Origin of the sequence: Pseudomonas agarici (genome assembly GCF_900109755.1) — a bacterium.
Classification (GTDB): domain Bacteria; phylum Pseudomonadota; class Gammaproteobacteria; order Pseudomonadales; family Pseudomonadaceae; genus Aquipseudomonas; species Aquipseudomonas agarici.
This window is the reverse complement of the sequence record NZ_FOAR01000008.1, coordinates 177997-204901: the sequence shown is the minus strand read 5'-3', so window position 1 is coordinate 204901 and position 26905 is coordinate 177997. Positions and strand designations below refer to the sequence as shown.

Annotated in this window: 32 protein-coding genes; 16 read left to right on the top strand and 16 right to left on the bottom strand. The window is 59.2% G+C overall.

Annotated features, from left to right (window positions below):
* Nucleotides 1-173: 173 nt before the first annotated feature.
* Nucleotides 174-689: a DUF3304 domain-containing protein gene (locus BMX68_RS10325; protein ID WP_074862116.1), complete on the bottom strand. Its 516-nt coding sequence runs from the start codon at nt 687-689 to the stop codon at nt 174-176.
* Between the two features lie 1274 nt (nt 690-1963).
* Here BMX68_RS10325 and BMX68_RS10320 point away from each other — a divergent pair.
* A complete protein-coding gene (locus tag BMX68_RS10320; protein ID WP_074862113.1) occupies nt 1964-2731 on the top strand; it encodes a sulfite exporter TauE/SafE family protein in 768 nt (255 codons plus the stop codon).
* Between the two features lie 220 nt (nt 2732-2951).
* Here the strand turns inward: BMX68_RS10320 and BMX68_RS10315 are convergent, their stop codons facing one another.
* Both BMX68_RS10315 and fliK read right to left on the bottom strand, forming a co-directional pair.
* A complete protein-coding gene (locus BMX68_RS10315) occupies nt 2952-3281 on the bottom strand; it encodes an EscU/YscU/HrcU family type III secretion system export apparatus switch protein (protein ID WP_017131571.1) in 330 nt (109 codons plus the stop codon).
* On the bottom strand, nt 3278-4855 hold the full coding sequence (gene fliK, locus BMX68_RS10310; RefSeq protein ID WP_017131570.1) for a flagellar hook-length control protein FliK: 1578 nt from the start codon (nt 4853-4855) through the stop codon (nt 3278-3280). The genes BMX68_RS10315 and fliK overlap by 4 nt, the downstream gene beginning before the upstream one ends.
* Before the next feature lie 161 nt (nt 4856-5016).
* Here fliK and ccmA point away from each other — a divergent pair, with 161 nt between their 5' ends.
* The 11 genes from ccmA to BMX68_RS10255 all read left to right on the top strand — a co-directional run bounded on the left by ccmA (nt 5017) and on the right by BMX68_RS10255 (nt 13319).
* A complete protein-coding gene (gene ccmA / locus BMX68_RS10305) occupies nt 5017-5688 on the top strand; it encodes a cytochrome c biogenesis heme-transporting ATPase CcmA (protein ID WP_167375425.1) in 672 nt (223 codons plus the stop codon).
* Entirely contained in the window at nt 5685-6353 is a 669-nt protein-coding gene (gene ccmB / locus BMX68_RS10300; RefSeq protein ID WP_017131568.1) for a heme exporter protein CcmB, read from the top strand. The genes ccmA and ccmB overlap by 4 nt, the downstream gene beginning before the upstream one ends.
* Before the next feature lie 45 nt (nt 6354-6398).
* A complete protein-coding gene (locus BMX68_RS10295; protein WP_176987058.1) occupies nt 6399-7157 on the top strand; it encodes a heme ABC transporter permease in 759 nt (252 codons plus the stop codon).
* Nucleotides 7154-7330 carry a heme exporter protein CcmD gene (ccmD, locus tag BMX68_RS10290; protein WP_017131566.1) on the top strand — a complete coding sequence of 59 codons (177 nt, stop codon included), beginning with the start codon at nt 7154-7156 and terminating at the stop codon, nt 7328-7330. The genes BMX68_RS10295 and ccmD overlap by 4 nt, the downstream gene beginning before the upstream one ends.
* On the top strand, nt 7327-7782 hold the full coding sequence (ccmE, locus tag BMX68_RS10285) for a cytochrome c maturation protein CcmE (RefSeq protein ID WP_017131565.1): 456 nt from the start codon (nt 7327-7329) through the stop codon (nt 7780-7782). The genes ccmD and ccmE overlap by 4 nt, the downstream gene beginning before the upstream one ends.
* Before the next feature lie 18 nt (nt 7783-7800).
* The gene (locus BMX68_RS10280) at nt 7801-9774 is read left to right on the top strand and encodes a heme lyase CcmF/NrfE family subunit (protein ID WP_167375452.1); all 1974 of its coding nucleotides are present in this window, start codon (nt 7801-7803) and stop codon (nt 9772-9774) included.
* Nucleotides 9771-10307 (top strand): DsbE family thiol:disulfide interchange protein, encoded by a 537-nt coding sequence (locus BMX68_RS10275; RefSeq protein ID WP_017131563.1) that lies wholly within the window; start codon nt 9771-9773, stop codon nt 10305-10307. Before BMX68_RS10280 ends, BMX68_RS10275 begins: the two co-directional genes overlap by 4 nt.
* Entirely contained in the window at nt 10304-10774 is a 471-nt protein-coding gene (locus BMX68_RS10270) for a cytochrome c-type biogenesis protein (RefSeq protein WP_017131562.1), read from the top strand. Before BMX68_RS10275 ends, BMX68_RS10270 begins: the two co-directional genes overlap by 4 nt.
* A complete protein-coding gene (ccmI, locus tag BMX68_RS10265; protein WP_060782578.1) occupies nt 10771-11970 on the top strand; it encodes a c-type cytochrome biogenesis protein CcmI in 1200 nt (399 codons plus the stop codon). Before BMX68_RS10270 ends, ccmI begins: the two co-directional genes overlap by 4 nt.
* Nucleotides 11971-11980: 10 nt before the next feature.
* Complete coding sequence (locus BMX68_RS10260; RefSeq protein ID WP_017131560.1) at nt 11981-12373, top strand: hypothetical protein; 393 nt, start codon at nt 11981-11983, stop codon at nt 12371-12373.
* A gap of 307 nt (nt 12374-12680) precedes the next feature.
* Entirely contained in the window at nt 12681-13319 is a 639-nt protein-coding gene (locus BMX68_RS10255; protein ID WP_017131559.1) for a hypothetical protein, read from the top strand.
* 96 nt (nt 13320-13415) lie between these two features.
* Here BMX68_RS10255 and BMX68_RS10250 read toward each other — a convergent pair whose 3' ends face one another.
* From BMX68_RS10250 to BMX68_RS10240, 3 genes are all read right to left on the bottom strand, one after another.
* The gene (locus tag BMX68_RS10250; protein ID WP_017131558.1) at nt 13416-14414 is read right to left on the bottom strand and encodes a sulfate ABC transporter substrate-binding protein; all 999 of its coding nucleotides are present in this window, start codon (nt 14412-14414) and stop codon (nt 13416-13418) included.
* 90 nt (nt 14415-14504) lie between these two features.
* On the bottom strand, nt 14505-15329 hold the full coding sequence (locus BMX68_RS10245) for an ion transporter (RefSeq protein ID WP_017131557.1): 825 nt from the start codon (nt 15327-15329) through the stop codon (nt 14505-14507).
* Between the two features lie 135 nt (nt 15330-15464).
* Complete coding sequence (locus BMX68_RS10240; RefSeq protein WP_017131556.1) at nt 15465-16073, bottom strand: TetR/AcrR family transcriptional regulator; 609 nt, start codon at nt 16071-16073, stop codon at nt 15465-15467.
* A 128-nt stretch (nt 16074-16201) separates the two neighbouring features.
* Between BMX68_RS10240 and BMX68_RS10235 the strand changes: the two genes are divergently transcribed.
* Nucleotides 16202-17131: a DUF808 domain-containing protein gene (locus tag BMX68_RS10235; RefSeq protein WP_017131555.1), complete on the top strand. Its 930-nt coding sequence runs from the start codon at nt 16202-16204 to the stop codon at nt 17129-17131.
* Between the two features lie 77 nt (nt 17132-17208).
* On the opposite strand, the gene BMX68_RS10230 is transcribed toward BMX68_RS10235, so the two are convergent.
* The 5 genes from BMX68_RS10230 to puuE form a co-directional block, all read right to left on the bottom strand.
* Nucleotides 17209-18516: a urate hydroxylase PuuD gene (locus BMX68_RS10230; RefSeq protein ID WP_026013127.1), complete on the bottom strand. Its 1308-nt coding sequence runs from the start codon at nt 18514-18516 to the stop codon at nt 17209-17211.
* Between the two features lie 19 nt (nt 18517-18535).
* Nucleotides 18536-19069 (bottom strand): ureidoglycolate lyase, encoded by a 534-nt coding sequence (locus BMX68_RS10225; RefSeq protein ID WP_017131553.1) that lies wholly within the window; start codon nt 19067-19069, stop codon nt 18536-18538.
* Between the two features lie 82 nt (nt 19070-19151).
* Complete coding sequence (alc, locus tag BMX68_RS10220; RefSeq protein WP_017131552.1) at nt 19152-20147, bottom strand: allantoicase; 996 nt, start codon at nt 20145-20147, stop codon at nt 19152-19154.
* Between the two features lie 73 nt (nt 20148-20220).
* Nucleotides 20221-20736 carry a 2-oxo-4-hydroxy-4-carboxy-5-ureidoimidazoline decarboxylase gene (gene uraD, locus BMX68_RS10215; protein ID WP_017131551.1) on the bottom strand — a complete coding sequence of 172 codons (516 nt, stop codon included), beginning with the start codon at nt 20734-20736 and terminating at the stop codon, nt 20221-20223.
* Nucleotides 20733-21659, bottom strand: coding sequence for an allantoinase PuuE (gene puuE / locus BMX68_RS10210; protein WP_017131550.1), 927 nt, complete (start codon nt 21657-21659; stop codon nt 20733-20735). The genes uraD and puuE overlap by 4 nt, the downstream gene beginning before the upstream one ends.
* A gap of 385 nt (nt 21660-22044) precedes the next feature.
* On the opposite strand from puuE, the gene uraH reads away from it, so the two are divergent.
* Nucleotides 22045-22398 carry a hydroxyisourate hydrolase gene (gene uraH / locus BMX68_RS10205; RefSeq protein ID WP_017131549.1) on the top strand — a complete coding sequence of 118 codons (354 nt, stop codon included), beginning with the start codon at nt 22045-22047 and terminating at the stop codon, nt 22396-22398.
* Between the two features lie 161 nt (nt 22399-22559).
* Nucleotides 22560-22955 carry a lysozyme inhibitor LprI family protein gene (locus tag BMX68_RS10200; protein WP_017131547.1) on the top strand — a complete coding sequence of 132 codons (396 nt, stop codon included), beginning with the start codon at nt 22560-22562 and terminating at the stop codon, nt 22953-22955.
* A 12-nt stretch (nt 22956-22967) separates the two neighbouring features.
* Here the strand turns inward: BMX68_RS10200 and BMX68_RS10195 are convergent, their stop codons facing one another.
* From BMX68_RS10195 to BMX68_RS10175, 5 genes are all read right to left on the bottom strand, one after another.
* Nucleotides 22968-23339, bottom strand: a complete 372-nt coding sequence (locus BMX68_RS10195; RefSeq protein ID WP_017131546.1) for a glutathione S-transferase N-terminal domain-containing protein — start codon at nt 23337-23339, stop codon at nt 22968-22970.
* Between the two features lie 105 nt (nt 23340-23444).
* Entirely contained in the window at nt 23445-23990 is a 546-nt protein-coding gene (folE, locus tag BMX68_RS10190; protein WP_017131545.1) for a GTP cyclohydrolase I FolE, read from the bottom strand.
* 78 nt (nt 23991-24068) lie between these two features.
* Nucleotides 24069-24626: a Smr/MutS family protein gene (locus tag BMX68_RS10185; RefSeq protein ID WP_017131544.1), complete on the bottom strand. Its 558-nt coding sequence runs from the start codon at nt 24624-24626 to the stop codon at nt 24069-24071.
* Between the two features lie 77 nt (nt 24627-24703).
* Entirely contained in the window at nt 24704-25024 is a 321-nt protein-coding gene (locus BMX68_RS10180) for a hypothetical protein (RefSeq protein ID WP_017131543.1), read from the bottom strand.
* 142 nt (nt 25025-25166) lie between these two features.
* Entirely contained in the window at nt 25167-25757 is a 591-nt protein-coding gene (locus tag BMX68_RS10175) for a cysteine hydrolase family protein (protein ID WP_026013126.1), read from the bottom strand.
* A gap of 218 nt (nt 25758-25975) precedes the next feature.
* Between BMX68_RS10175 and prmB the strand changes: the two genes are divergently transcribed.
* The gene (gene prmB / locus BMX68_RS10170) at nt 25976-26884 is read left to right on the top strand and encodes a 50S ribosomal protein L3 N(5)-glutamine methyltransferase (RefSeq protein WP_017131541.1); all 909 of its coding nucleotides are present in this window, start codon (nt 25976-25978) and stop codon (nt 26882-26884) included.
* Nucleotides 26885-26905 lie beyond the last annotated feature (21 nt).

Genomic DNA, 26905 nt, shown 5'->3' with positions numbered 1-26905 from the left:
CCCCTTGTCCGGTTCTTCGCCGTTGCAGCCCACCAGCGTGGTGATCAGCAGCCCGATGCTTATTGCTTGAAGCAGGCGATAACCTCTGTTTTTCAACGTATTTATGTTGTCGCGACAGTCTATCGCGTTGCCCATCTCGTTCTGGACGTGGTACCAGCCAGGTTGAAACTCGGTCATTTGAGGTCCTCCAGATAGAGGGTTTTGGGCCAGTCGGCGGGTTCTACCGGTGCATCTGGCCCGCGATACCCTTTGGAGCCCGCTGAGCCGTTCCAGATCAGCAACCGCACTTTGTTGTCCGGTAGGAAATGCACATTCAAACGTGTCCCCAACTTGTCGTAATACTCAATCGGCACCACCTGCTCATGCCAGGTAGTTCCTGTGTAGGGTTTGTTCCATGAGGCCGAGGTACTCCAACGTACCGTGGCGGTGAGGTCAGGACGCCATTGACGGGGATAGTTGATACAGCACACGAACTTACCCCCTCCCTCATAGGCGCGAACATTTCCTCCCCATGACTCGTCTACAAAAAAGCGATGGATGTACTCTTCGGTGTGGTTGTAGCCACTGATGCTGGCGGAAGCCGGTCCTTTGTCCGGCTCCTCGCCGTTGCAGCCCGCCAGCGTGGCGATCAGCAGTACGGCGCTGATGGCTTGAAGCAGGCGGTAAACTCTGTTTTTCAACGCAGTCATATCGCGCTTGGTCCTTGGGGCATGATGAAGGGGCCAGTCAGTGGGTGGGCTCCCAAAAGTGACGTTGCCGTTACGGTGATATCCATCTTTAAGGCTGCCGCGATGCAGTCGGTTGAAAAGCTCGCCGTTCAGCCAGTCGGGTAGCATCCGCCATAAGTGCTAAGGCGTTGGAAGTTCAAGTCGCGTATAAAAAGAACAGCTACGCGAGAGGCCAGTGTGCCTAGATGCGCGGGAGAATGGGGGGGTGTGCGGTGTTTAAATATATGGGCTACAGCAAATAGGGAAAAACCCTACAAAATACTCAAGGGTGCAATGAGTAGCTCGGAGATTTTGCCAAAAAGTATCAATGATCGGACCATGAATACCCCGGATTCGACGACTCCGTGGGTGTGCCTACAAACCTGGCAAGATGGCCATGCCGAGGCCTTGCGGCGACACTCATCTGAATGTGCGGGTTCGTCAAATCGATGATGTTTTTATAGGACGGCACAAGCATTATGAGGCTTTATTCGTGAAAGCAACGGGCTCGCTATAACGTCGCGGATCACTGTGAGCATGCAGTCAGAGTCTCGTTCTATCACGATCAGTAGTCTTCACCTCTGCTAGTTACGTGCTTCTCTACCGGCGGCATTTCCGAGTTCTGTCCCTGGGGAAATTTGTCCTTCAGGCCCCAGGCGAAGGCAATGATTTAAGCGATGGTCTGGTACCGTGTCCTCCGAAACTCTGTCGTCCAGCTTCAGGCGGGCGAGCAGTTTCACCGGTTCGGCATTCTTGTAGATCGGCACTCATGCAGCTCATGTCGGCGGAGCTTGACCAGGAATTGGATCGGCCCGTGACTTGAGCGGGGTGATGGTGGCGGCTGAGAGAAAAAGACCCTTAAATTGTTGCAATTAATTTCAAGTAAAATGTTTCTGGATAATAGCAAATTCTACAAGGAAATCGCCATTTAGAGCGGTTGCTTTCAACGGTGTGCGTCATATGTTGTGTGAACTATCTTACAGGCGGATTTTTCCAGGGTAAATTAAATCGCTTTGGCGTCTTATTGCCCTGTGTTGAAAAGTTGACAAAGTGGAGGGTGCCTATCTAAATTAGAATTGTTCAGCACACGCTTTGAGGATATACGGCAGAGAAAAAATATAAAAACGAAAAGTGCGAAAAAATAAAAATCAGATCGGTCTAAGTATCCGGGCTAAGTGTCTAAGCCGCGTAACATTCACATGGATAGGATTCCATAATGCCTAGTCAAGAACGCAAACCCTGGCTGGACAATTTATATGGATTTTGAACACGCCTTAATAGTGTTAGGTGTTTTTGCTTTTTGCGGTGGTTTGATTGATGCGGCAGTTGGCGGAGGTGGGCTTGTACAACTACCGGCGCTTTTACACGCTTTGCCCCAATATAGTTTGGCTACGGTTTTTGGAACCAACAAGCTAGCTGTTTTGGCGGGTAACTTATCTTCTGTATTCACCTATCTTAAAAGAATAAAAGTCATCTGGAGGCTTATGCTTCCAACTATGATCTCAGCTTTTGTATTTTCCTTATTTGGTGCTCTCTCCGTTTCGCTAGTTCCAAAGAGGTTTATGGAGTATGTTGCTTTCTTCATTTTGTTAGTGATGGTTGTTTATGTTTTTGTAAAAAAAAATTTAGGTCGAGCGAGTTCTGATATTCAAGTCGGAAAGAAAGAAGTTCTGTTAGGGATTTTTTTTGGCGGATTAATTGGTTTTTATGACGGTGTGTTCGGGCCAGGTAGCGGCAGTCTCCTGCTTTTTGTTTTTGTAAGGTGTTTTGGGTTTGATTTTCTAAATGCATCAGCTTCAGCAAAGTTGGTTAATTTAGGAACATTTAGTGCCGCACTGATGTTTTTTATCCCGTCTGGTAATGTCTTGTGGGCAATAGGTGGTGTGGTTTCCATATGCAATATTGCAGGTTCTATCACTGGAGCCTTTTTATCGCTGCGTTATGGCAGTGGTTTTATTCGAATATTCTTTTTAATTTTACTTGTGTTTCTCATCGGAAGGATGGGGGTGTCCATTTTTTTATAAGTAAAGTCGTTTGTAAGTGATCAGCAAACAATCAGCTTGTGATCTTTATTCAATTCAATCCGGATGTGATTGTTGAGGTTTTTCGACGACTTTCGTGCATGCTCGCTGGGCTTCGACGATTCTTTGCGAACAATATATAATTACCATTAAACTAGCGGTCACGAAAATTTCACCCAAAATGTTGGATTTTATTTTTGCGAGCTGTGAATGATTTTCTGAATCAATAATCTTCCCCGCGCTCGGTAATATCTCTCTCCACTGTCGGTGTATTCGAGTCCTGTTCCTGGGGGAATTTGCCCTTCAGGCGCCAGGCGAACGCAATGATTTCAGCGATGGTCCGGTACAGTTCCTCTGGAATGCTATCGCCCAGTTCCAGGCGAGCCAGCAGTTTCACCAATTCGGCATTCTCGTAGATTGGTACCTCATAGTCGCGGGCCAACTTCAGGATGGCTTCGGCCAGTTGTTCGTCGCCCTTGGCGGTCAGGGTCGGGGCTTGCTGGCCATCGTACTTGAGGGCAATGGCCTGGCGTGGGGTATGCGGATTATTCATGCGGTTTCGTCGACCCAGCGTTGTTCCAGTCGGGTTTGATTGCCCTGTGGCGGTAGGCCCTGGTGGCAGTCGAGTTCGCCGACATTCAGGCCACTGGCGCGCAGTTGTTCACGCAACGCTCCCAGCTCGCTTTCGATCAGCATGGCGGTGGCGGGCCGTTCGGCCCAGAGTCGGCCGGACAAGCTGCCTTGCAGCAGTTGAGCCTGGACGTGGAGCGGGCCTAGTGGCGCAAGATCGAAGGCCAGTTCCACGCGCCACAACGGCGCCTTGTGCTCGCGTTGTTGAGGCTGCTCACTGGCTTCATTTTCCGAGGTCTCTTCGCGCTGGATCTTGACCTGCAAGGGCACGATGTCCTGCAGATTGCGCAGGGGGATTTCCAGTTGCCAGGTGGTTTGCAGGTTGCCGTCGGGCGTGCGACCGGTCTGTTCGAGGCTCGCCAGTTGATGACTCTGCAGGCGTGAAACGGCGGCGGCAGCCAGGTGCAGCAGGTTCTCCAGGCTACCTTCGCCGGCCAGGGTCCGCAGCAGCCGTGAGGGCAACGGAAAACCAAGGGGTTGGGCCTTGCCTCCGACCTGCCCGAGCGCCCCGAGGGCACTGCGGACAAAGCCTGGCAAGGCCTGGGCCAACACGGCGGCGCCAGCGCCGGGATTGGCGGTCGCGGTGTCCGGCAATTGCGGTATGACCTGGGCGATCAAGCGCAACAGGCTGCCCTTGAAGTCCGGCGTCAGGGTCGGGTTTTGCCCCAGCAGCAGTTTGGCTTCGAAGAACAGCCCGCTGTTTTGCAAGGCTTGGGTCAGACCCCTGGGGTTGCTCAGCTGCGCCATATCGGGGAGATCGTCGAGCAGGCTGGCGATGGCAGCGCGCAGATCGGGCGTCAGGGCCAGCTCATCGTTTTGCGGCAGGTTGCGCAGGTGGCTGATCAGGCTATCCAGTGAGCCCTGGCGCGCTTGCTGAGTCAGCAGTTGCTGGGCGACCGCCAACTGCTCCTGGTGGTCGCCCAGCGGCACGAAGCTCAGGTTTTGCGAGTCCTGCACCAGGGCGCTGAGCAGGCTGCCGATCCGCAGTGGCTGCGGGCTGTCAAGGGCCAGGGTGGTGCCGCTCAGCACGGTATTGAGCAGGCTCACCAACGAGCGATAGACCAAGGGTTCGCCCGGCACCGCGGGTAGCACCTGGCGGCTTATGATCTTGCCTTGCAGCAGAGTGCCAGCCGGCAGTTGCGCGGTGTCTAGGCGGGTCAGGACGGCAACGTTGGCACTGCGGGCCTGCAGCACGGTAATGGCCAGGTTGCCAGCCGAGGGTTGGGTCACGGTCAGTTGGGTACCCTGGGGCAGCGGTTGGTTGCCGGTAGCTTGCACGGTGCTCTGGCGACCGTTGTCGGTGGTCAGCTTGAGCAACATCTGGAAAGTCTGACCGGCCTGCTTCAGCGACAGCACATCGGCCCTGACACTCTGTCCGGGAGCGATCAGCCCGTCCTGGGGCGGTGTCAGCCTGAGCAACTCGCTGGCGAGTACCGCCGGACGGCTACTGGCCGCAATCACTTGGGTCAGAGGAGAGATGTTGAGTTCGCCTGTCATCGGGTCGCAACCTGTCGAAATAGGCCTCTTTAGCATAGGGGCATGGCATGTATGATGCCGCGCTGCCCCCAAATAGAGTTTTCAAAATATTGCTAAATTGATACAGCTCGGTGAATAGAGCAGCAAAAGCATCTATCCTGCTTCACGTTAACGGCCGCGCCATGACCGACTTGAGAACCGCAAAAGGCCTCGATGATTTGACCAGCCCCTTTCTAGAAGCCTTAGCACTCGCCTGTGAGCGTGATTGGCGGATGCTCTTCGAGAACCTTGATGTGCGTCTGAGCCCTGGCGACATGTTACAGGTCAGTGGCCCTAACGGCAGTGGCAAGACCAGCTTGCTGCGCCTGCTGGCCGGATTGATGCGGCCAACCGCTGGCGAGATCCGCCTCAAGGACAAACCGCTACACAGTCATCGTGGCGAGCTGGCGCGCACCTTGCTGTGGATTGGCCATGCCGCCGGGATCAAGGACCTGCTCACCGCCGAGGAAAACCTCAGTTGGCTCTGCGCGCTGCACCAGCCGGCTGGCCGCGAGGCCATCTGGCAGGCGCTGGCGGCTGTTGGCCTGCGTGGTTTCGAGGATGTGCCCTGCCATACCCTGTCGGCTGGCCAGCAGCGACGCGTGGCTCTGGCCCGGTTGTACCTGGACAGCCCGTCGCTATGGATTCTCGACGAACCCTTCACCGCCCTGGACAAGCAGGGCGTGGCTCAGCTTGAAGAGCACCTCGCCGCTCACTGCGAACGCGGTGGAATGATCGTGCTGACCACTCACCACAGCCTGACGCGTGTACCTGCCGGCTACCGCGATCTCGATCTCGGACGGTGGCGCGTATGAGTGTCTTCGGGCTGCTGTTCGCCCGCGAAGCGCGGCTGCTGTTCCGGCGTCCGGCAGAACTGGCCAATCCGCTGGTGTTTTTTGCCATCGTGATCGCATTGTTTCCGCTGGCGGTGGGTCCCGAGACTAAACTGTTGCAAACCTTGTCTCCGGGACTGGTCTGGGTCGCGGCACTTTTGTCCGTCTTGCTCTCGCTGGACGGGCTTTTCCGCAGTGATTTCGAAGACGGCTCCCTCGAACAGTGGGTCCTTTCGTCGCACCCTCTGGCTCTTCTGGTTTTGGCCAAGGTGCTGGCACACTGGGTATTCTCCGGCCTGGCCCTGGTTCTGCTGGCGCCGCTGCTGGCGCTGATGCTCGGCCTGCCGAGCGCCTGCCTGCCGGTGTTGTTGTTGTCGCTGTTGTTGGGAACACCGATATTGAGTTTGCTCGGTGCCGTGGGGGCAGCGCTGACGGTGGGGCTCAAGCGCGGCGGCCTGTTGCTGGCGTTGCTGATTCTGCCGTTGTATATCCCGGTGTTGATTCTCGGCAGCGGTGCCTTGCAGGCAGCGTTGCAAGGCATGCCGGCAACGGGTTACCTGCTCTGGCTTGGCAGCCTGGCCGCCCTGGCGGTGACCCTGACACCTTTTGCAATAGCCGCCGGCCTGAAAATCAGCGTCGGCGAATAATGAGGTCTGGTCGGTTTACGGCCAGCAAAGACCCTTGGATGTACCGTGATGAACTGGACTTGGTTTCATAAGTTGGGCTCGCCCAAATGGTTCTATGGCATTAGCGGGCGCTTGTTGCCCTGGCTGAGCATCGCCGCCGTGCTGCTGATCGGTGTTGGCGTGGTCTGGGGACTGGCCTTCGCGCCGCCGGATTACCAGCAAGGCAACAGCTTTCGCATCATCTACATCCATGTGCCGGCCGCGATGCTGGCCCAGTCCTGCTATGTGATGCTGGCGGTCTGCGGCGTGGTGGGGCTGGTGTGGAAGATGAAGCTGGCCGATGTCGCCCTGCAATGCGCGGCACCCATCGGTGCCTGGATGACTGCGCTGGCGCTGATTACCGGGGCGATCTGGGGCAAACCGACCTGGGGCGCCTGGTGGGTCTGGGACGCGCGCCTGACCTCGATGCTGATCCTGCTGTTCCTGTATTTCGGCCTGATCGCTCTGGGCAATGCCATCAGCAACCGCGACAGTGCCGCCAAGGCCAGTGCGGTGCTGGCGATTGTCGGCGTGATCAATATCCCGATCATCAAATACTCCGTGGAGTGGTGGAACACCCTGCATCAGGGCGCGACTTTCAGCCTCTCCGAGAAACCGGCGATGCCCGTCGAGATGTGGATGCCGCTGCTGCTGACCGCGCTGGGCTTCTACTGCTTCTTCGGCGCCGTGCTACTGCTGCGCATGCGCCTTGAGGTGCTCAAGCGTGAGGCCCGGGCGAGCTGGGTCAAGACCGAAGTGCTGAACGAACTGGAGACGGCTCGATGAGTTTTGCTTCATTTGGCGAATTGATCGCTATGGGCCATCATGGTCTTTATGTCTGGTCGGCCTACGGTATCTGCCTCGCGGTACTGGTCCTGAACGTCGCGGCGCCACTGCTGGCCCGCCGGCGTTACCTGCAACAAGAGGCGCGACGTCTGCGCCGGGAGAATGCCAAGTGAACCCGTTGCGCAAGAAGCGTCTGATCATCATCCTGGCGATCCTGGTCGGGGTCGGTGCTGCCGTTGGCCTGGCCTTGAGCGCGCTGCAGGAGAACATCAATCTGTTCTACACCCCGACCCAAATCGCCAATGGCGAGGCGCCCCCGGACACACGGATCCGTGCCGGTGGCATGGTCGAGAAGGGCTCGCTGGTGCGTTCCAGCGACTCCCTGGACGTGAAATTCGTGGTCACCGACTTCAACAAATCCGTGACCATCACCTATCGCGGGATTCTTCCTGACTTGTTTCGTGAAGGGCAGGGCATCGTCGCCCTGGGTAAGCTGAACGCTGAAGGCGTGGTGGTGGCCGATGAAGTCCTGGCCAAGCACGACGAGAAGTACATGCCGCCAGAAGTGACCAAGGCACTCAAAGACAGCGGCCAGTCCGCATCCACTCCCACCAAAGAGGGTTGATCGATGAATTCGGAGCTGCTGATACCAGAGCTGGGCCACCTGGCCATGATCCTCGCGTTGTGCTTTGCCCTGGTGCAGGCCATCATCCCCCTGCTGGGTGCCTGGCGGGGGGATCGCCTATGGATGAGCCTCGCACAGCCCGCGGCCTGGGGACAGTTCGCCTTTCTCGTCTTTGCTTTCGGCATCTTGGTCTATGCATTCATGACCGATGACTTTTCCGTCAGCTATGTGGCCAACAATTCCAACAGCGCCTTGCCCTGGTACTTCAAGTTCAGTGCCGTGTGGGGCGCCCACGAAGGATCGCTGCTGCTCTGGGCGCTGATCCTCGGCGGCTGGACCTTCGCCGTGTCAGTGTTCTCCCGGCAATTGCCGCAAGTGATGCTGGCCCGCGTACTGGCGGTGATGGGCATGATCAGTACCGGTTTTCTGCTGTTTCTGATCCTTACTTCCAACCCGTTCTCGCGCATTCTGCCGCAGATTCCGGCGGACGGGCGTGATCTCAACCCGTTGCTGCAGGACATTGGTCTGATCGTCCATCCGCCGATGCTCTACATGGGTTATGTCGGTTTCTCGGTGGCCTTCGCTTTCGCCATCGCCGCGCTGCTCGGTGGTCGGCTCGACGCCGCCTGGGCGCGCTGGTCGCGGCCCTGGACCATCGTTGCCTGGGCATTCCTCGGCATCGGTATCACCCTTGGTTCCTGGTGGGCTTACTATGAGCTCGGCTGGGGTGGCTTTTGGTTTTGGGACCCGGTGGAGAACGCTTCGTTCATGCCCTGGCTGGTGGGCACGGCGCTGATCCATTCCCTGGCAGTCACGGAAAAGCGCGGAGTGTTCAAGAGCTGGACCGTGCTGCTCGCCATCGCTGCATTCTCCCTCAGCCTACTGGGTACCTTCCTGGTGCGTTCGGGTGTACTGACCTCGGTGCATGCATTCGCTTCCGACCCGGCGCGCGGCGTGTTCATCCTGATTTTCCTGCTGTTCGTGGTGGGTGGTTCGCTGACGCTGTTCGCCCTGCGGGCGCCAGTGGTAAAAAGCCATGTGGGCTTCAATCTGTGGTCCCGCGAAACCCTGCTGCTGGGTAACAATCTGGTGCTGGTGGTGGCAGCCTCGATGATCCTGCTGGGTACCTTGTATCCGTTGGTGCTCGATGCCTTGACTGGTGCCAAGCTGTCGGTCGGCCCGCCGTACTTCAATGCATTGTTTATTCCGCTGATGGCGCTGTTGATGGTGGTGATGGCGGTCGGCGTACTGGTGCGCTGGAAGGACACCCCGGTGAAATGGCTGCTGGGCATGCTGACCCCGGTGTTGCTGGGTAGCGTGGCCTTGGCCATCGTCGCGGGTGTGGTCTATGGCGACTTCAACTGGGCAGTGCTGGCGACCTTCCTACTGGCGGCTTGGGTGGTACTGGCCGGTGTCCGCGACATCCTCGACAAAACTCGCCACAAAGGCCTGATCAAGGGCTTGCCGGGCCTGACTCGCAGTTACTGGGGCATGCAGCTGGCGCACTTGGGAATCGCGGTCTGTGCCTTGGGCCTGGTGCTGGCGAGCCAGGAGAGCGCCGAACGCGATTTGCGCCTGGCGCCGGGTGAGTCCATGGAATTGGCCGGTTATCACTTCGTCTTCGAAGGGGCCAAGCACTTCGAAGGACCGAACTTCACTTCGGACAAAGGCACCATCCGGGTGATCGACAACGGCAAGGAAATTGCCGTGTTGCATCCGGAGAAACGTCTCTATACCGTCCAGCAATCGATGATGACCGAAGCCGGGATCGACGCTGGCTTCACCCGTGACCTCTATGTCGCTCTCGGCGAGCCGTTGGGCGATGGTGCCTGGGCGGTACGAGTGCATGTCAAACCGTTCGTTCGCTGGATCTGGTTCGGCGGCCTGCTGACCGGTTTTGGCGGTTTGCTGGCGGCGTTGGATCGGCGTTATCGGGTCAAGGTCAAGAGCCGTGTACGTGAAGCACTGGGCATGAGTGGAGTGACTGCATGAAGCGTTGGGTCATGATATTGCCGCTGGCGCTGTTTCTGGTGATGGCGGTGTTTCTGTATCGGGGGTTGTTCCTGGATCCGGCCGAGTTGCCCTCGGCCATGATTGGCAAGCCGTTCCCGGCGTTTTCCCTGCCCAATGTGCAGGGCGACAAGACCCTGACCCAGCTCGACCTGCACGGCAAGCCGGCGCTGGTCAACATCTGGGGAACTTGGTGCATTTCCTGCCGGGTCGAGCACCCGGTACTGAACCAGCTCGCCCAGCAGGGCGTACAGATCTATGGGGTGAACTACAAGGATGACAACGCCGAGGCGCTGAAGTGGCTGAAGGATTTCCACAACCCCTACCAACTGGATATCCGTGACGAACAAGGCAGTCTGGGTCTGGACCTGGGCGTGTATGGCGCGCCGGAAACCTTCTTTATCGATGCCAAGGGCGTGATTCGCTACAAGTATGTCGGGGTGATCGACGAAGTGGTCTGGCGCGAGCAACTGGCGGCGGTCTACCGGTCGCTGGCGGACGAGGCCCGGCCATGAAGCGTTGGTTAGCCGCCGTTGCCCTGGGCCTGACCCTGACCGGCATCGCCCATGCTGCTATTGATACCTATGAGTTCGCTAATGAGGCTGAACGTGAGCGTTTCCGTGATCTGACCAAGGAACTGCGCTGCCCCAAGTGCCAGAACCAGGACATCGCCGACTCCAACGCTCCGATTGCCGCCGACCTGCGCCGGGAGATTTTTCGCATGCTCGGCGAGGGCAAGGACAATCAACAGATCATCGACTTCATGGTCGATCGTTATGGCGATTTCGTTCGTTATAAGCCGGCCCTGACGGGCAAGACCGCGTTGCTCTGGTTCGGCCCCGCAGGGTTGTTGCTGGGTGGCCTGGTCGTGATTGCGGTGATCGTCCGCCGCCGCCGCGCCCGGCGCAACGAAGCCCCGGATACGCTTTCCGCCGAGGAGCGTGAGCGCCTCGACCACTTGCTGGATAAAAACCACGAATGATTGATTTCTGGCTTGCTACAGGTCTGTTGTTACTGATCGCCCTGAGTTTTCTGCTGATCCCGATACTGCGTGATCGCCGCGCCCAGCGGGAAGAGGATCGAACCGCGCTGAACGTGGCGCTTTACCAGGAGCGCGTGACTGAGCTGCAGGCTCAGCAGGCAGAAGGTGTGCTGACGGCGCAGCAGATGGACAGTGGCCATGCCGAAGCCGTTCGCGAATTGCTGGCCGATACCGAGGGCGTGGCTCCGGCGCGGGTATCGCGGCTGGGCAAGCCGCTTCCGTTGCTGGCGGCGGTGTTGGTGCCGGTGCTTGGGTTAGGGTTGTACCTGCATTATGGCGCCAGCGACAAGGTCGAATTGGCCCGTGAATTCGCCCAGGCACCGCAGTCCATGGCTGAGATGACTTCGCGCCTCGAACGGGCGGTGGCAGCTCAGCCGGATTCCGCCGAAAGCCTGTATTTCCTTGGGCGTGCCTATATGGCCCAGGAGCGTGCGGCAGAGGCGGCAAAGCTCTTCGAACGCACGGTCCAGTTGGCTGGCCGTCAGCCGGAACTGCTCGGGCAGTGGGCCCAGGCGCGGTACTTCGCCGAGGGTAAGCAGTGGTCGCCGTCCGTACAGGCACTGACCGATGAAGCCCTCAAGGCCGATCCGAACGAGGCCACCAGCCTGGGTCTGCTTGGCATCGCCGCCTTCGAAGGTCAGCGTTACCAGGAAGCCATCGACTACTGGACACGCCTGTTGGCCCAGTTGCCGGCGCAGGACCCATCCCGCGCCGCCATGCAGGGCGGTATCGACCGCGCCAGCGAGAAGTTGCTGCAATCTGGTGGCAAGGTCGACAAAGCGGCGGTTGCCCAAACCGCCGTGCTCAAGGTTCGGGTCGAGCTGGCCGCCGACCTGAAAGCCAAGGTGCGACCGAGCGACAGCGTCTTTATCTTTGCCCGTGCCACCCAGGGGCCACCGGCGCCGCTGGCGGCCAAACGGCTGACGGTAGCCGATCTGCCGGCCACGGTCGAGTTGGGGGATGTGGACGCGATGATGCCGCAATTGAAACTGTCCAACTTTCCTGAAGTCCAACTGGTTGCACGGGTTTCCCGCGCCGGCCAGCCGACGGCAGGCGAGTGGATCGGGCGCAGCCAGCCGTTGGCCAGCAGCACCGCCGCGCAACAGAACCTGACCATCGACAGCCCGGACAAATAGAGAATCCGCCATGACCGCCATCGCTCGCCTCTCCCTGTTAACGCTGGTCCTGGGGTTGAGCGCTTGTGCGGTTCATCAGCCGCCGCCCTCCGGCCCGACCATCCCGCCTTCCGGCCCGAGTACTCAACCCTACCCGCCGGCCACGCCGGGGAAACCGATCCCGCCGGCCAAGCCGCGTCCGAGCACCTCCGCGACCTTCGCCCCGCCACCGGGTGGTGGCAGTCATTGGGACGGGCAAATGGGCGTCTATGTGCTCGACAGCCAGCCCAACACCTTCTATCGCCAGCGCACCTACTATCGCTGGAACAACGGCTGGAGTCGCGCCATCAGCCCCAATGGGCCGTGGGAGGAGACCGATATTCACGGTGTGCCACCAGGGCTGAGCAAACAGTTTGGGCAGTAAGTGAAAACGGCGACCTCGATGGGTCGCCATTTTTTTTTGCGCTCGCTGAACATCTCGTCAATTGGCGTTTTAATGTCCCAGGCACTGGCACGGCCTGATATCGATCTACAATCGTGAGCGTCCGCGTCAGTCTTTGAGATACAAAATGCCAGATGTCGTGCATCGGACGTTGTCGTGAAGCAGGTGTAAATCTATTTCAGGACTAGCGAGATACTGATATTTCATCCTCGAGCCCGCTGATTAGCGCTATAACAGTCTTGGTGAGTTTGCATCCATCGATATCTCTACTCAAGGAACCTGAATTCCCATGAAATCGATTTTCGGTAAATCGGCCCGCCGTAGTGCGTGGGCTTCGGCGCTGAGCTGCGCGGTATTGATGTCTGTCGGTGTGGCGCGGGCCGCCGATGCCCCGGCCCAGAGGGTCGCGGTACGCGGTGAGATCACCGCGGTCGAGGCGGATGCACTGAAAGTGCATACCCTCGCCAACGAGGATGTCACGGTCGGCCTGACCGAGGACACTCAGGTGCGCGGCGTGACCCTGGCGAAAATCACGGATATCAAGCCCGGCAGTTATATCGGCACGGCAGCGATGCCCGGTCCGGATGGCACGCTGACATCGATGGAGGTGCATGTCTTCCCGCCGGAGATGGCCGGTACGGGAGATGGTCATCGACCGTTCGACCTGGCGCAGGGCAGCACCATGACCAATGGCCGCGTGGGTGAGTTGAAAGTCGCCGAGGGTCGGACCCTGACCGTAAACTACAAGGGCGGCGAGAAAAAGGTGGTGGTGCCCGAGGGCGTGCCGATCGTCAACCTGGTGCCGGGAGATCGCAGCCTGCTCAAGCCAGGCGTGAAGGTGGTGTTGTTCGCTCAGCAGGGCGCGGACGGCAAGCTGACAGCGGTGGGGATTTCGGCGGGGGAGAACGGGATCAAACCGCCGATGTAGATGGGATTGTCCGGGTTGGAATGCCGCCCCAGGCAAGCCTGCTCCCGCGTTGTTGAGCTGGGATTTCGTGACAGGCTTGCCCGCGAAGCTTGAGGGTTATCGGCCGGTGTAGATCTGGTCGAACACACCGCCGTCGTTGAAGTGGATCTTCTGCACCGCTCGCCAGTCGCCGAAGGTCTTCTCCACCGAGAGGAAGTCGACTTTCGGGAACCGATCGGTGAACTTGGCCTGCACCGCCGGATCACGCGGGCGCAGGTAGTTGTTGGCGGCGATTTCCTGGCCTTCTGGCGACCATAAGTACTTCAGGTATTCTTCTGCCGCTATGCGGCTGCCTTTCTTGTCGACCATCTTGTCGACCACGCTCACTGGTGGCTCGGCCTCGGCAGAGACGCTTGGGTAGATCACTTCGAACTGGTCGCGACCGAACTCTCGGGCAATCATTTCCGCTTCGTTCTCGAAGGTTACCAGCACGTCGCCGATCTGGTTGGTCATGAAGGTCGTGGTGGCGGCGCGGCCACCGGTATCGAGCACCGGTGCCTGTTTGAACAGCCTGGCGACAAAGTCCTTGGCCTGGTTTTCATCACCACCGTTCTTCAGCACATAACCCCAGGCCGACAAGTAGGTGTAGCGGCCATTACCCGAGGTCTTCGGGTTCGGCACGATAACTTGCACGCCGTCCTTGAGCAGATCCGGCCAGTCCTTCAGAGCCTTGGGGTTGCCCTTGCGCACGATAAACACGGTCGCCGAGGTGAAGGGCGCGCTGTTGTTCGGCAGGCGGCTGGCCCAGTTCTCCGGCACCAGCTTGCCATTGTCCACCAGCGCATTGATGTCAGTGGCCATGTTCATCGTAATCACGTCCGCCGGCAGGCCGTCGATAACCGAACGCGCTTGTTTGCTGGAGCCACCGAAGGACATCTGCACAGTGATGTTTTCGTGGTGCTCGGCCTGCCAGTGTTTCTGGAAGGCGGCGTTATAGTCCTTGTAAAAGTCGCGCATGACGTCATAAGACACGTTCAGCAGAGTCGGAGCGGCCTGGACCACGCTGGCGAATGCCAGGCCAACGGCCAGGAGTGAGGCGCCAAAAAGTGTTTTCACCGCGCATTCCTTGTTCGAGTAGAGAAAGGCAATTTGCCAGCGACTATAACGGCGGTGGCATAGTCGCTTAAAGATTAAAAAGTACTGTGCTTATTCCAATTTCCGAAAAAGTGCATTGCCACACCGGGAGCAGAAAGAGGCTTCGGGTTCGTGGCTGTTCTTCTTGCATACCGGGCAATCGTGTTGGAGTTGTTCACCGCGCAAGGTACTGGCCAGTTCGGCGGTGAAAATTCCGGTGGGTACGGCGATGATCGAGTAGCCAGTGATCATCACCAGGGCCGAGATCACCTGGCCGAGCGTGGTCTTGGGCACTATGTCGCCGTAGCCCACCGTGGTCAGGGTGACGATAGCCCAATAGATGCTTTTCGGAATGCTGGTGAAGCCATGCTCCGGGCCTTCGATCACGTACATCAGGGTGCCGAATACGGTCACCAGGGTGCAGACACCGAGCAGGAACACCAGGATCTTCTGTTTGCTGCCGCGCAGGGCCGCGAGCAGGTAATGGGCCTGTTTCAGGTACGGGCCGAGCTTAAGTACCCGGAAGATCCGTAGCATACGGATAATGCGGATGATCAGGAGGTACTGCGCATCGCTGTAGTAAATCGCCAGGATGCCGGGGACTATCGCCAGCAGGTCCACCAGTCCGTAGAAGCTGAAAGCGTAGCGCAAGGGGCGTGGCGAGCAATAGAGGCGCGCCAGGTATTCGATCGCGAAGATCAACGTGAAACCCCACTCGATGTACGCCAGGGCGTCGGCGAAGTTCTGATGGACGCTCTCGATACTGTCGAGGATCACCACCACCAGGCTGGCGAGGATGATCAGCAGGAGGATCTTGTCGAAACGTCTGCCGGCGACGGTATCGGTTTGGAAAACCATGACATAGAGCCGTTGGCGCCAGTCGTTGTTGCTGTTCATGAGGTGCTGCCCAAACGGTAAATGTGGGCAGCGTGGGGCAATAGCGATCAATGCGCAAGCCGGGCTGGGGCAACGTCCGCGCTGCAGTTCGAGCCAGGAGGCGGTGGCCCGTGGCGAATGCCGGGGAGGGGCGGTTTACCGGTCGGGCTCGCAGCCCTTGAGCACCAGTCGCACGATGGTCTGCGCCGCCGCTTCATAATCGCTGTCGTCGAGCTTGGCCTTGCCGGTGATCGCGGAGATCTGCCAATCGAAGTCGGCATAGGTCTGGGTCGCGGCCCAGATGGTGAACATCAGGTGATGAGGGTCGATGGCGGCGATCTGTCCCTGGTCGATCCAGCTCCGGATGCACTCGATATTGTGTCGGGCCTGGGCATTGAGCTGTTCCACTTGCTCGCCGCTCAGGTGCGGCGCGCCGTGCATGATTTCGCTGGCGAAAACCTTGGAGGCCGCCGGCAGGTCACGGGAGATGCGGATTTTCGAGCGGATATAACCGGCCAGCACTTCGTTGGGCACGCCTTCGGGGTTGAACGGCGTTGACGCCTGCAGGATCGGCTCGATAATGCTTTCCAGTACCTCTCGGTAGAGGTTGTTCTTGGACTTGAAGTAGTAATAGACATTGGGCTTGGGCAGGCCGGCCCTGGCCGCGATGTCGCTGGTTTTGGTGGCAGCGAAACCCTTGTCGGCGAACTCTTCACTGGCTGCGCGCAGAATCAGTTCTTTGTTGCGTTCGCGGATGGTGCTCATAAAGCGCGATGTTCCTTGCCTGTGCGGGCGGTCGGGCATGGTAGCACCGGGCTTGCGCGAGTCTCAAGATTGCCCTGCGGGACGCCCGGCGGCACACTGTGCAACGCAACTTTCCTGAGGAATGCACCATGGCAGGAAGCAGTTTACTGGTCTTGATCGACGATATCGCGGCGGTCCTGGATGACGTCGCACTGATGACCAAGCTGGCGGCCAAGAAAACCGCCGGTGTTCTGGGCGACGACCTGGCCCTCAACGCCCAGCAGGTCTCCGGGGTGCGCGCCGAGCGTGAGCTGCCGGTGGTCTGGGCGGTGGCCAAGGGGTCGTTTCGCAACAAGCTGATCCTGGTTCCGGCGGCACTGGCGATCAGCGCGCTGGTGCCCTGGCTGGTGACGCCGCTGTTGATGTTGGGCGGCGCCTACCTGTGTTTCGAAGGCTTTGAAAAGCTCGCGCATAAACTCCTCCACAGCCAGGCCGAGGACCAGGCCGGGCATGCCCAATGGGTACAGGCGATGAGCGATCCGGCGAGCGACCTGGTGGCATTCGAGCGGGACAAGATCAAGGGGGCGGTGCGTACCGACTTCATTCTCTCGGCGGAGGTCATCGCCATTACCCTGGGCACGGTGGCCGATGCACCGTTGTTACAACAGGTGGTGGTTTTGTCGGGCATTGCCCTGGTGATGACGGTCGGGGTGTATGGCCTGGTGGGCGGTATCGTCAAGCTCGACGACGGCGGCCTGTACCTGAGTCGTCGGGCCGGTGACGGCGCTTGGGCCGGTTTGCAACGCCGTTTCGGGCGTGGCGTGCTGAGTGCCGCGCCGTACTTGATGAAGAGTTTGTCGGTGATCGGCACGGCGGCGATGTTCCTGGTCGGTGGGGGGATTCTCACCCATGGCGTGCCGGCGTTGCATCACTGGATCGAAGGTGTGGCCACGGCTACCGGCGGCTTTGCGGCGGTGGTGCCGACGCTGCTCAATGCGGTGGTGGGGATTGTCGCCGGAGCGCTGGTTATGGCGCTGGTTTCGCTGACCGGCAAGCTCTGGCGCATGGCTCGCGGCTGATTATCAGCTTGTCCGGGTAGCGCCGATGGGGGGGGCGTCGGGCAGTCGAGCACAAAAAGCTCGCCACCTGCTCCGGCTCAGTGGGTACGCGCTCCCTGGTTGATCCAGGCGCCAATCAGCTCACGTTCCTGCTGGGTCATCTGGGTGATATTGCCCAGGGGCATGATCTGGCTCGTGACGGCCTGGGCTTGGATCCGAGGAGCCAATTGCTGGATCTGTTGTGCGGTGTCGAGCATCACGCCAGCCGGGGCGGTGCTGAACAACGGGCTGCTGGGCTTGGCCGAATGGCACACCGCGCAACGTTCTTGGATCACGCTGTGGACCTTGTCGAAAGCAATATCGCCGGAGGCGTTGTTCGCCGATGTCGGCACTGCGGGCGTGGCCGGCTCAATGGTTGGCGCCGGCTTGAGCCCACCGTCCAGGGCGGTTTCCGGCAACGGCTGGTAGTCGATCTTCGCCGCCGCCCTGGCCGCTGGCGGTGCGCTCGGGCTCGATGCGGGTGCGGTGACATAGGCCAGGCAGATCATGCCCAGCGCCGCGACCGGCAAGGTCCAGGCAAACTTATGGCTGTCGTGACGGCAGTTGAAGTGATGCCGCACCAACACCGCCAACAGCGCGATCCCGGCCAGAATCAGCCAGTTGTACTGGCTGCCGTAGGTGCTTGGGAAATGGTTGCTGATCATGATGAACAGCACCGGCAAGGTGAAATAGTTGTTGTGTCGTGAGCGCAACAGGCCTTTGGCCGGCAATGTCGGGTCGGGCGCACGGTTCTCGGCGATCGCCGCCACCAGGGCGCGTTGCGCCGGCATGATAATGGCAAAGACGTTGCCGACCATGAGGGTGCCGATGATTGCGCCAACGTGCAGGTAGGCCCCACGTCCGCTGAACACCTTGCTGAAACCGTAAGCCGAGGCGATCAGCAGGACAAACAGGATGAAGCCAAGCAGGGCCGGACGCTTGCCCAAGGCCGAGTCGCAGAGGCAGTCGTAGACGAACCAGCCGACGATCAGCGCGCCGATGCCGATGGCGACGCCGGCCGGACCACTCAGGCCGCTACCCGGGGCCACGAGATAGAGTAGGGGGTTGGAGTAGAACACCACACAGAGCAACGCGATCCCGGACATCCAGGTGAAATAGGCTTCCCATTTGAACCAGTGCAGGTTGTCCGGCATGGTCGGCGGGGCCAACCGGTATTTTTCCAGGTGGTAGATGCCGCCGCCGTGGATGGCCCAGAGGTCGCCGGCCAGACCGTCCCTGGGGTTGACCCGATTGAGGTGGTTCTCCAGCCAGACGAAATAGAATGACGCACCGATCCAGGCGACGCCGGTGATCATGTGAACCCAGCGCACGCTCAGATTCAGCCATTCCATCAAATGTGCTTCCACGGCTCGTACCTCTTGCTCGTCACTCTTTTTCGGGAGTGATCAAGCCTTCTCTTATGAGTGAAGGAAGGATCAGGTATTGATCCTCTTTGAAGAAATGCTCATCACAGTTGTTGCCACTGCCACTGCGATCAACCACCAGGAAGTCGTCGCGCTTTGCGATTGCCAATACCGGGTGGTGCCAGACCCCGCGATGGTAATTGATGCCCTGCCTGCCATTGCTGACGAAGGCGCGGACCAGACTTGATACTGGTGTATCGCCAAGGGGTGCGACCACGATCAAAAAGGCGTTGCCGAGCAGCGGAATAAACGCCTGGCTGCCCAGCGGATGGCGTTCAAGCATGCGTAGGGTCAGTGGCATGTCGAGTGCGTCTGCGCGGAAAATGCTGATGATCGCCTTGTCGCCAGGGATTGCCGTGTCGACCGTGGCCAGACGATGAAAGCGCTGGGTCGAACCGTTGTTGATCAGGAAGTGATCGCTGCCGTCGGTTTCGATCACGTCACCGAAAGGAGCGAAGGCTTCTTTGGTCAGGGATTCGATCGTCAGTGTGCGCATGGCTGTCTTCTTATTCGAATGCGGTGTGATTTGTTCTGCTGTGGTGGCGAGGAGCAAGCTCCCTCGCTGCAGGGCGCTGCGCTTATTTGGCGACTTTACCGAATACCCGCAGACGGCTCACGCCGCCATCGGGGAACACGTTCAGGCGGATATGGGTGATCGGTCCCAGGGCCTTGATCTGCTCGACAAAGCTGTGTTCGGCGTGCATTTCCAGCTTCTGGCTTGGCAGCAGTTCGCGCCAGAACAGGCTCTGGGTCTCGATCTGGCTGTCGGTGCCGCCCTTGACGAAGGCCGCCTGAATCGAGCAGCTGTCGGGGTAGTTGCCTTTGAAGTGTAAGGTGTCGACGATGATCTTCTCGATCTCGCCCGGATGACCCAGGGCGACGATTACCCAGTCATTGCCCGGGGTACGACGACGAGCGGTTTCCCAGCCGTCGCCCATGTTGATGCCACGGCCTGGATTGAGGATATTGTTCATGCGTCCGAAATGTTCGTCGGAGCAGGCCAGCGCGCGTCCCCCGTTGAGGGCGGCGGCCAGGTCGATCTGTTCGTGGTCGTCTGTGGCCGACCAGTCGCGATAGGGGATACCGTGGACTCGCAGGCGAGCCACGCCACCGTCCGGATAGATGTTGAAGCGCAGATGGCTGAAGGCCTGATCGTGGCTGATAGCGTGATAGTGGTGGCTGTTGCCTTGCAATTCGACGGCACCGAGCACTTCGACCCACTGGGTGTTTTCATCGGGTTCGCCGTGGCTCAGGAAGCAGGCTTCCAGCGAGGCCGATGGCGGGTAGTTGCCGGTGAAGAATGAGGTGTCGATATCCACGCCCTTGATCGAGCCGGGCACGCCCAGGCGGATCACCGCGCTGTCGTGGCCTTCGAAGCGCTTGCGACGCGATTCCCAGCCGTCCATCCACTTGCCGTTGTCATCGAACACACCCTCTTTCCATACCGCCGGGGTCGGCTGGAACAGGCGGTTGGCGTCGGCGAACCAGTCATCGGTGACGGAAACGATTTGGGTGCCCAGGCGGGCATCGGCCAGGTTGAGGAATTTCTCGAAAGGTACGGCATAAGTTTTCATTGTTCATGTCTGCCTTTGAAGAATAGGTGGCTGGGAATACCACAGGCCCCTGCGCACTTTCGGGCCAAGGTCCCTATAGAGCCAGTAACCGAAACAGGGCAATCTTGTTGATCTGCGCCAGCGCGCAGTTGAACTCCGTGTCCTGCGGGTTGTGGAGACGTGTTTCGAACGCGGCGAGAATCTGCTGCCGATTACTGCCTGTTACCGCCATGATGAAGGGGAACTTGAATTTGGCCTTATAGGCCTGGTTCAGCTCGGTGAAACGCTGGAATTCTTCGGCCGTGCAGTGCTGGATACCGGCACCGGCTTGCTCATGGGCGCTGGCCGCGCTGAGTTGGCCCTGGACGGCGGCTTTACCCGCCAGGTCCGGGTGGGCGTTGATCAATGCCAACTGGCTGGCATGATCGGCGTTTAACAGGATGTCGCTCATGCGCTGGTGCAGAGTGTCGATCTGGTCGATACCGCTGTCCTGGCCCAAGTCGAAGGCCTGTTCGGCGACCCATGGCGAATGTTCATAAATATCGGCAAAGGCTTCGACAAACGCCGTGCGGCTCAGGGTCGATGGCTTTAGGGTCCGGAAAGTACTCATTTCATTGGCGCCTGGTACGGGTGGGTGGCATGCCAGTGACGGGCGATATCGACCCGGCGACTGAACCAGACCCGATCGAAGCCCTTCACATATTCGATGAAACGCTGCAGCGCGGCCAGGCGCGCCGGGCGCCCGGTCAGCCGGCAGTGCAGGCCGATGGAAAGCATTTTCGGCGCCTCGGCGCCTTCGGCGTAGAGCACATCGAAAGCGTCCTTGAGGTACTGGTAGAAATCGTTGCCCTGGTTGAAACCCTGTACCTGGGTGAAGCGCATGTCGTTGGTGTCCAGTGTGTACGGGATCACCAGGTGCGGTTTACCGGTTGGGTTGTCCGGTTCCCAGTAGGGCAGGTCATCGTCGTAGGTGTCCGAGTCGTAGAGGAAGCCGCCTTCCTCCATCACCAGCCTGCGGGTGTTCGGCCCGGTACGACCGGTGTACCAGCCCAGCGGCCGCTCTCCGCTGACTTCGCTGAGGATGCGGATGGCGTCGAGCATATGCTCACGCTCTTGCACCTCGTCGATGTACTGGTAGTCGATCCAGCGGTAGCCGTGGCTGCAGATTTCGTGGCCGGCCTCGACCATGGCGCGAATAACGTCTGGGTGGCGCTGGGCGGCCATGGCCACGGCAAAGATGGTCAATGGGATGTCGAAGGATCTGAACAATTTGAGAATCCGCCAGACGCCGGCGCGACTGCCATACTCATAGAGCGATTCCATGCTCATGTTGCGTTCGCCTTGCAGCGGCTGCGCCGCGACCATCTCCGAGAGAAAACATTCGGATTCCTTGTCGCCGTGCAGGATATTGCGCTCGCCGCCCTCTTCGTAGTTGAGCACGAAAGATAAGGCGATACGGGCATTTCCCGGCCAATGGGGGTGAGGAGGCTTATCGCCGTAACCGATCAGGTCGCGTGGATAGTCAGGGCTCACTGCCGTCTTCCTTCTTGTCCGTGGTAACGGTTGCGTGGTGTCACAGTGAAAGCTTTATTGTATACAACTCTGTGATCACCTTGTCAGCCACGTTTTTTCATGTCTACCAAAAAAACCTGTTTGGTCGCTTGATAGAAATGGGCTTGATCGATCAACTAATAAACGAAAAACCCTTAGTCCACGGTCTTTCTGTCAATGTTAGCAACGTTCGGAACATGCGCCATAAAGTGCGAAATTTATTGTGTACAATTTTTATTGAAGGTGTCTTAATCATTTCGTCGCCGCCCTCTTAGAGCTTTCCCGGCCGTGCGGCACGCCTTTATCCACTGATTCCGGGAGGCGCGAAGCCCGGTCTGCCAGCAGGGCAGGCGGGCACGCAGAAGCAATGGGACGTTTGACTACGCATGTTTTGGATGCCGCACAGGGTTGCCCCGGCCGTTCGATCAAGGTCGAACTGTATCGGGTCGAAGGCACGCAACTGAAACGGGTGGCCAGTGCCCGAACCAACGACGACGGGCGCTGCGATGCGCCGTTGCTGCAGGGGAGCGACTACCGTTGCGGGGTCTATCAGTTGCAGTTTCATGCTGGCGACTACTATCGGGCCTGTGGCGTGACGCTACCGGAGCCGGCCTTTCTCGACGTGGTGGTGCTGCGCTTTGGCATCAGCGCAGAACAGGACCACTATCACGTCCCTCTGTTGATCTCGCCTTACAGTTATTCGACCTACAAAGGAAGCTAGTGGCCTGTGTGGCGAGTTCTGTTAGTCGGGTTGACCGGCAAATCTGGAAATACTTAAAGCGGCCTCAGGGGCGGTTTGTCTTTTCCGGCGCAGGCACCTTTGCGAACATCAAAGTCCTAGCGAAAGCTTGGTTTCCTATCCACTTGAAGGGGGTGTCGTCCATGAAATATCCAGTCGTAGCTTTTTTGGCTTTCGGTTTGTTGAGCCAGGTCGCCGGTGCGCAGACAGCCGAGGATTGCGCTGCCAACCAGGCGTCGATGAATGAGTGTGTGGGCAAGGAGTTCAAGAAAGTCGATGACGATTTGAACAAGTACTACAAGACGCAGATGGACTACCTGAAGACCCAGGCTTCCAAGGACGCACTCAGGGATGCCCAACGCAAATGGCTGGCTTTTCGCGATGCCGACTGCCTGTACCGGAATGGCCGGCCGGCGGATGGCGGCTCGCTGTGGCCAATGCTCAATCTGCAATGCAAGACTGAGCTGACCAACCAGCGCGCGGCGCAGTTGAAGAGCTACACCGAGTGCCGCGATGAAACCAACAACTGTCCGAATTGACTGGTGCCGACATCAGGCAGCGGCAAACCGCTGATTCAGGTAAGCGATGATCGTCTGGGATTCGTACATCCAGGTGGTCTGGCCATTTTCTTCGATACGCAGGCATGGCACTTTGATCTTGCCGCCTTGTTCGAGCAGCGTCTGTCGATGGTGTTCGTCGTTCTTCGCGTCACGCAGCGCCACCGGCAGGTTCAGGCGGCGCAGGGTACGGCGGGTCTTTACGCAGAACGGACAGGCGTGGAACTGATACAGGGTCAGGTCGCGGGCGGCGGCATCGACCTTGGCCTGGGCGGCGGCGGTGCGCTGCTGCTTGCGTGGTCGGGTGAGGAAGTCGATGAAGATGATGAGCTGGCCGAGGCCGACTCGGAGTGCTTTGACGAACACGGTATAGCCTCGCGGGCGGTGAAGAAGAGGGTACGCAGCTTACCTGATTTTTCCCGCTCGAAAAAAACCGGCGATGGGCGCCGGTTTTTTTCAGGTCGCCACATCTTATTTGATCAGCGCCAGGAACTCGCTACGGGTCGCGGCGTTTTCGCGGAATTCACCGAGCATCACCGAAGTGATCATCGACGAGTTCTGTTTTTCCACGCCACGCATCATCATGCACATGTGCTGGGCTTCGATCACCACGGCCACGCCCAGGGCGCCGGTCACCTGCTGGACCGCATCGGCGATCTGGCGGCTGAGGTTTTCCTGGATCTGCAGGCGCCGGGCATACATGTCGACGATCCGTGCGACCTTCGACAGGCCCAATACCTTGCCACTCGGGATATAGGCAACATGGGCCTTGCCGATGAACGGTAGCAAGTGGTGTTCGCACAGCGAGTAGAGCTCGATGTCCTTGACCAGCACCATTTCGCTGTTGTCGGAACTGAACAAGGCACCGTTGGTGACTTCTTCCAGGGTCTGTTCGTAACCGCGGCAAAGATACTGCATGGCTTTGGCCGCGCGCTTGGGCGTGTCCAGCAGGCCCTCGCGGGAGACGTCCTCGCCGAGTTGGCCGAGAATCGCCGTATAGTTTTGTTCCAGGGACATGAAGCTACCTGTGGGAGTCTGCGCAAAGGAATAAGGATACGGCGGCTGACAGCCGCCTGCAAACTCATGATAGTCCAATTATTCGTCGCGGCCTTCCATCATGGTGCGCTTGAGCATCACATACACCGCGCCCGCGCCGCCGTGTTTCGGCTGGCAGGAGGTGAAGCCGAGCACCTGGGCATGCTGGCGCAACCAGGTGTTGACGTGGCTCTTGATCATGGGGCGCTTGCCGTCCAGACGCACGGCCTTGCCATGGGTGACTCGCACGCAACGGATTTCGAACCGGGTCGCTTCGCCAAGAAATGCCCAGAGGGTTTCCCGGGCCTTTTCCACGCTCATGCCGTGCAGGTCGAGGCTGCCTTCGAAGGGAATCTGGGCGGCCTTGAGCTTGCGCATCTGGCTGTCCTGCACACCGTCGCGGGACCAGTGCAGCTCGTCTTCAGGGCCGACATCGATGACGAACTGATCGGACAGGCCATCCACCGTCGTGGATTCGCTGCGCACGGTCGCCGCCTGGCGTAGCTTGGCCAGTTGTGCGCGGTCGGACCTGGGTTTGCCGGTATCGGCACGATCGTGCTTGAGCGGCTTTACACCACGGATTTCGCTTTTGAACAGGGAAAAATCATCGTCTTGCATGTCAATCTCCGCAGGAGTCGCCAGTTTACCTAAGTCATAGGGCGCAAGTCACAGGCCGATTCCCGGGAGAGGATTTATCAATCGTGTTTCTTCATCAGGTGCGGGGCCAGGTTTAGCGCCTGGTTACGCTGTGTCCGGCGTCGGCTGCGCCGCCAGAGCCAGACACCGCCATACAGCACCAGTAACCCCACCACCAGGATCACCGCCGAGCCGCTGGTGGTGGCGTTCAGGTCGCCCATGGCCGGTGCATGTCCCAGCAGGCTGGCGGCACCGGCCATGGTCAGCAACACCCCGAAGGTTGCCAACAGCGCCGCGAAACCGGCGCCTAAACGCGAGCGCCAGGTGCTCTGGCATTTGGGGCGCAGGCGGCGAGCGTCAAAACCATCGGATATCTTCATTCCGATTTCCTCTATGAGTATCGGCCCTTCGACCGGGAGATGGTCGGCTTGTTCCTGATGCGGTTGGGAAATCGGAAAATGACGGGTGGTTAGGCGCCTGTAACAGATGGGCGGTCGTAACGACGGCCCATCCTGCCCGAACTCAGATCAAGTCCTTGGTCAGGGCCAGGGTGGCGAAGTTGTCGGCCATGATCGCCATTTCAGTGTGTTGGACCTGCTCGGCACTGATGATCTGGCCCTTGTAGGAGAGGTCGCGGGTGGCACAGGCGTCTTCCACCAGAGTGCAGCGAAAGCCAAGGTTCTTGGCGGCGCGCACGGTGGTGCTGACACTGGAGTGGCTCATGAAGCCGCAGACGATCAGGTCCAGCGACCCGAGGTCTTGCAGGTGTTTCTCCAGACCTGTGCCATGAAAGGCGCTGGGCAGCAGCTTGCCGATCAGGGTTTCGTCGCCCTGGGGTTCGAGGCCGGGGATGAACTCGCCACGTTCGCCCTGTGGGTCGAACAACCCACCGACTGTGCCCAGGTGGCGGATATGCACGATTGGCCGACCCGCCGCACGGGCGGCGGCGACCAACTGCTTGATGTTGCCGACGGCCGCCTGCATGCCGGACAGCGCGAGCGGGCCGCTGAGGTATTCTTTCTGGGCATCGATGATCAACAGGCTGGCATGGTTCAGATTAGCTGCGGCATAACCACGACCGCTGAGTTGAAACATCGTTTTTGGAACGGACATTCTGGGGCTCCTTTGAGTGGGGCTTTTGTCGCATTGTCCTCTGGCTGAGCGCTTATGTGAATCGCTACCGGCACAGGCGGTGTGATTATTGGCTTGTAGCCGTGTCGAGGGGCGACGGCGGAGGTCGCAAAGCCGCTCCATGATATCTTTTTGCCTTGTTTTTACCCGATGTCTATTTGGCTGTTAGAATTGCCCGTTGTTTTTTCAGGAGTCTACCCGTGATCACTTCCCGCCTGCGTACCCTGCGTGACCACATTCGTTGGGCTGTCAGCCGTTTTCATGGCGCGGATCTGTTTTTCGGTCACGGCACCGACAACGCGTGGGACGAGGCACGTCAATTGGTGCTGGGCGCGCTGCACTTGCCCTGGGAAATCGCCGACAGCTACCTCGACTGCCACCTGGAGGAGGACGAGCTGACCTATCTGCAGCATCTGCTCAAGCGTCGTATCGAAGATCGGGTGCCGACCGCTTACCTGCTGGGCGAGGCCTGGTTCTGCGGGTTGTCGTTCATCGTCGATGAGCGCGTGCTGATCCCGCGCTCGCCGATCGGCGAACTGATCGAAAGCCGCTTCGCTCCCTGGCTCGGCGCGGAGCCGGCGCGAATCCTCGACCTGTGTACAGGTTCTGGTTGCATCGGCATTGCCTGCGCCTACACGTTCGAGCAGGCGCAAGTGCTGTTGGCCGACGTGTCCTTCCCGGCGCTGGAAGTGGCGAACCAGAATATCGAGCGTCATGGTCTCGATGAGCGAGTGTTCACGGTCCAGGGCGATGGTTTCGACGGCTTGCCGGGACAGCGCTTCGACCTGATCGTATCCAACCCGCCCTATGTCGATGCCGAGGATTTCGCCGACATGCCGGACGAGTACCAGCATGAGCCGGAGTTGGGCCTGGCCTGCGGCGAAGATGGCTTGAACCTGGTGCGGCGGATGCTCGCCGAAGCGGCGGATCACTTGACCGAGAAAGGCTTGCTGATCGTCGAGGTGGGCAATAGTCAGGTCCACGTCGAGGCCCTGTACCCGGAAGTGGATTTTGCCTGGCTGGACTTCGAGCGTGGTGGGCACGGAGTGTTCATGCTGACGGCGCCACAGTGCCGTGAACATCAAGCGTTGTTCGCCTCCAGGGTCTGAGTCGACGCAGGAGCGCCACCT